2 protein-coding genes are annotated in these 4,243 nt (G+C 39.4%); both read left to right on the top strand.

What is annotated here, in order from left to right:
- A partial coding sequence (locus tag JKA74_RS20590) for a T9SS type A sorting domain-containing protein (RefSeq protein WP_201433133.1) occupies nucleotides 1-3,443 on the top strand: 3,443 nt, incomplete at its 5' end.
- Nucleotides 3,444-3,448: 5 nt separating this feature from the next.
- Nucleotides 3,449-3,862 (top strand): hypothetical protein, encoded by a 414-nt coding sequence (locus JKA74_RS20585; protein WP_201433132.1) that lies wholly within the window; start codon nucleotides 3,449-3,451, stop codon nucleotides 3,860-3,862.
- Nucleotides 3,863-4,243: the final 381 nt, after the last annotated feature.

Raw genomic sequence — 4,243 nt, 5'->3', positions numbered from 1 at the left:
TTGACCCTGAAACAGATCTTCCCTACGTAATAGGCTCAACTACTACTCTAGGTGTATTTGAAGGCGAGGTTCCTTTCTTTGTGGTAAATGGCTCATACGATGTGATGATGTCTGCTTCAGTTGAAATAGATGAAGAAACATTCTATATCTATGGAGATGATGAAAGCGGGGTTGATGTAGGAGACCTGGATATTTTCCTTCGCGCAGCTGAATTAGTTTATCAAGGAGATCCAAATGCTACTATTTATGCCGGACAGGATGTTACATTCTCTATCAATATAGAAAATGATGAAACCAATCTGGATGCTACAGCTGATTTATTTGTCAATTTGATATTTGATTCAAATGAAGGAGATATAGTATTGGCTACCCAGCAAGGAATGGGAGATATTACCATTGCATTGCCAACTGATTATTCGGGTACAGGCGATTTCAGAATTGAATTATCTGAAGATGCACCAATAGCTGAGGTAGGTACTTTGCTTGAAAACCAACAGTATAATGACCTCGAAGATGATTCAGATAATTTTATCACTCTTGATAATTCATCATTTTCAGGTGTTTCCGGTAGAAGATTAATCACTACTCGTGATTTCATGCCTTCAGAAATTGAAGAAGCTACTTTATTCAGTATGGATGTTTCATTTGATCAATTGCCTGCTAGTTTAACAGCAAATCAATATGTGATTTTTGAATACTCAACTGATGCAGGTGCTACTTATACTGAATTACAATCCTATCCTGAAACTGATGCTGAAGCAACACTTGTAGGGGAAGGTTTTGTGTATGCTTTCACAACTGATATGAAAGAAAATGGTGTAAGGTTCAGATGGAGACAAGAAGAAGCTAAAGGGAACTTCTCAATAAATGTATTCGACTTTACCTTTGGTGAAACTTTACCATTCGATTATGTAGATGAATCAATCAGTATAGCACAACAAGTGCTGATGGTAACAGCTATTTCTGCTACAGAAGGTTGTATAGACAGTGACGTGACCCTGGATTACGAGATCAAGGGTAGATTCGGTGCAGACAATGTAGTGACTGTTGATTACAGGAATGCTGGCGGCACAATCAATCCAATTAGTGGCTATGAATTCAACCTTGTTGAAGGTTCAGGCCAGGTTACTTTTGGATTTGCCGGAAACACCTTGAGCAACACAGCTGACAATGGCATCTTTAAGTTCAGGTTAAGCGCTGAAGACGAGACCACTGACAATACAGTGAATGTTGATGGTAATTTCTCTGAAGAGAGCTATGAATTGGTTGCACCTATCAATACCAACTCAAGCTTTACGGTAAACGATCCATTGGCTTGTGCACCGGAAGATGTGGTTGTAAGCATTGATGCAGGCAGTATGCAGGATTACTTCATGTATGAGATTTTGAACGCAGCTGATGGCACTGTTCTGGGAAGCTTGTTGAGAGACCCTGAAGATTATCAGAATGAGATCAACATTGGTCAGATCGCTGCTTCCACTGATTTGGAATTGAGGATCACTTCTCAATCATCAAACGGAACAGTTTGCAATACTTTAATAGTAGACGAAGAGTCTATAGAAGTATTGGCCAACTTTGAATTATATTCATACTCAAACCCTGACTGGAATTGGAAAGCAGTTGAAGCAGGTTCAGAACTGACTACTTGTGAAGGTTCTAGCGAGGTTTTATTAAGTGTAAGAAGATTACTTGAGAATGGAAGTATTACCACATCAGGAACTACTTTAGTGGAGTGGTTCAGAGATGACCTGGACAACCTGGTTGCAACAGGCACCCAGCTTAACGACAATGATATGGAAATGTCTGGTTCTTATTTCGCAAGAGTAACAACCGGAAGTTGTGTATACACTACTGAGTCTATCCAGATCAATATTGTAGAAACACCTGATCAGCCTGTAATTACAGTAGTGAGTGGTGATCTGGAAGCTTGTTCTTCTGCTGACCCTGTGGTTTTGGCAGCACCTGAAGGTTATGATTTCTATCTGTGGAGCAATGGTGCTACTTCAAGGACTATTTCTGTTGAGGACCAGGATTCATATTCTGTACAGGTATCTAATGTACCATTTGGTGTAGGTTGTTCAAGTGATGCATCTGCTACAGTAGATGTTGACAGATACGATGTGCCTGAATTTGCAGTAAGGAACAATAACACAAGCCAGTTGATTGGCGAAGGTGATGAAATCACTATTTGCGATAACTTCAATGTTAGATTCATGGATGGATCATCTATTACCAACAACGGAAACGTTCAGGTGATCAAGGATGGAGACGTTCATGCAACAGTTGCCTCCGGTAACAATACTTATAATATTGATGAGTCAGGAACCTATTCATTTGTTTGGAATTATGATGCATTGAATGTTGATGGTTGTACAGCTACTTCAGTGGAGTTCACTGTTAATATAGTGGAACAACCAACTGCGGCACCTGCATTGACTTCAACCGGAGATCTAACTTTCTGCGCCAATAATGGAACTGTAGTTTTAACAGCACCTGCGGGTTCTGATTACTACAGATGGAGAAGAAATGGGTCAACTATTACCAATGCTACTCAGGACTTTACCAATACCAATACTTTAGAGGTAAGCACTGCTGGTAGTTATACTGTTGAAGTGGGCAATGCAGCGGGTTGTTACTCTCCGCAATCAAATGCGATAGTTGTAACAGTAGTTGCTGAGCCAAGTATCCCTGGTTTATCTCAGGTGAACACTACTTGTGGTGCAGGTGAGGTTGAGTTTAGTATTTTTAATGGAAACGGATCAGCTATGACCTACCAATTATATAATGGTAATACAGGTATAGCATCAGGTAACCCGGTGACAATACAATCAGGTTTTAGTGGTATAGCAGTAACTGATGTAGTAGAAGAGGACAATACACCATTCTACGTTGAGGTAAGTTATGCAGATGGAACAGGTTGTTCTAATGTAGACCCATCAATTTTCTCTTATGGAAGTGTAAGAAATATCACTTTGGAAATGGATGGATCCAGATTGGTGGCCACTTATGACGGTAGTGCAACAGTTAGATGGTATAGGAATGGGGTTTTATTGGTGAATTCTACCTCTAACTCAATTATTATCACTGACAATGCTGAGTATACTGTAGAAGTTGAATACACTTCAGGTTGTGTTGTAACGGGAAGTTCTGCTGATTTGGACGAAAGAGTATTGGCCAACAGAAGCGGTGTTAGCATGGATGTGAATACCTATCCTAACCCAAGTTCATCTGAGGTGAACCTGAACATAGTGAGTGAGTACATGGGCAAGCACCAATTGGTAATCACCACAATGACTGGTCAGGTAATGAAGTCAGATAGCTTTGAGAAGAATAGTCTGGAAGCTAAACATATGATTTCTATCAGTGATCTGGAGTCAGGTATTTATATGCTACAGATTCAGTATGAAGGTCTGGTTAAAAATGTAAGAATCATTAAAAATTAAGAATCATGAGAAAATTCATAAATTATATTTTTGTACTTGGGATAGCTTTAATAGCTATCTCATGTGCCAAACCTGAAGATCCTTCAACCGGTAAAATGGTTGTAGGTGAATGGTTAGTAGACGAAGCATATGTTTCAGGCCAGGCGGATGACTCCGATATCATTGAAAGACTGGTGATCGAGCGTGATGGTAACTTTGTGCTGGAAGACGCCAATGGTGTATTAAGTGTAGGCACGTGGTCTGCTACAGAAACAGCGTTGACATTGACAGGTACTGGAGAAGGCTCTGAAACCCGTGACTTACAAATTGTTACTATGACTTATTCGAAAGCACATTTTGTGCAGAATGTGTCAAGTTCAATAGCCGGTGATTTTGAGATCAGGTATTTGATGAACAGATTTAGCGGTAACAATTACTGATACTTAATTAGGTAACAACAATTCCTATTTAACCCCATCAGTCTTTGATTGATGGGGTTTTTTATGGATTGTATTACTTTTTACTACTAATAGAGAGTGTAAAAAAATATTGTGGTTGTTTTCGATTAAAAACATTCCATTTTCGATTAAAGAGAATATTCTTTCCTATGGTATGGTTACTTTGCAAGAATATATTTTAGTATGATCATAAAATAAATTAAACTTAAAAGAAGACTATGAAGAAATTGGCAATACTTTTTGCTGGAATTCTGATGGCATCGGGACCTGTATTTGCCCAGAGCGAGAGCTCGGGGGAAAGTAGTTCCGGAGGCGCAGGTTCCGGTGATTTGCTCATCGAATTAACAGGTTCCCCCTTTAATA

Source organism: Marivirga aurantiaca, from assembly GCF_016679925.1.
Taxonomy (GTDB): domain Bacteria; phylum Bacteroidota; class Bacteroidia; order Cytophagales; family Cyclobacteriaceae; genus Marivirga; species Marivirga aurantiaca.
The sequence above is the reverse complement of the archived record's forward strand: the minus strand, read 5'-3'. Positions and strand labels throughout refer to the sequence as shown.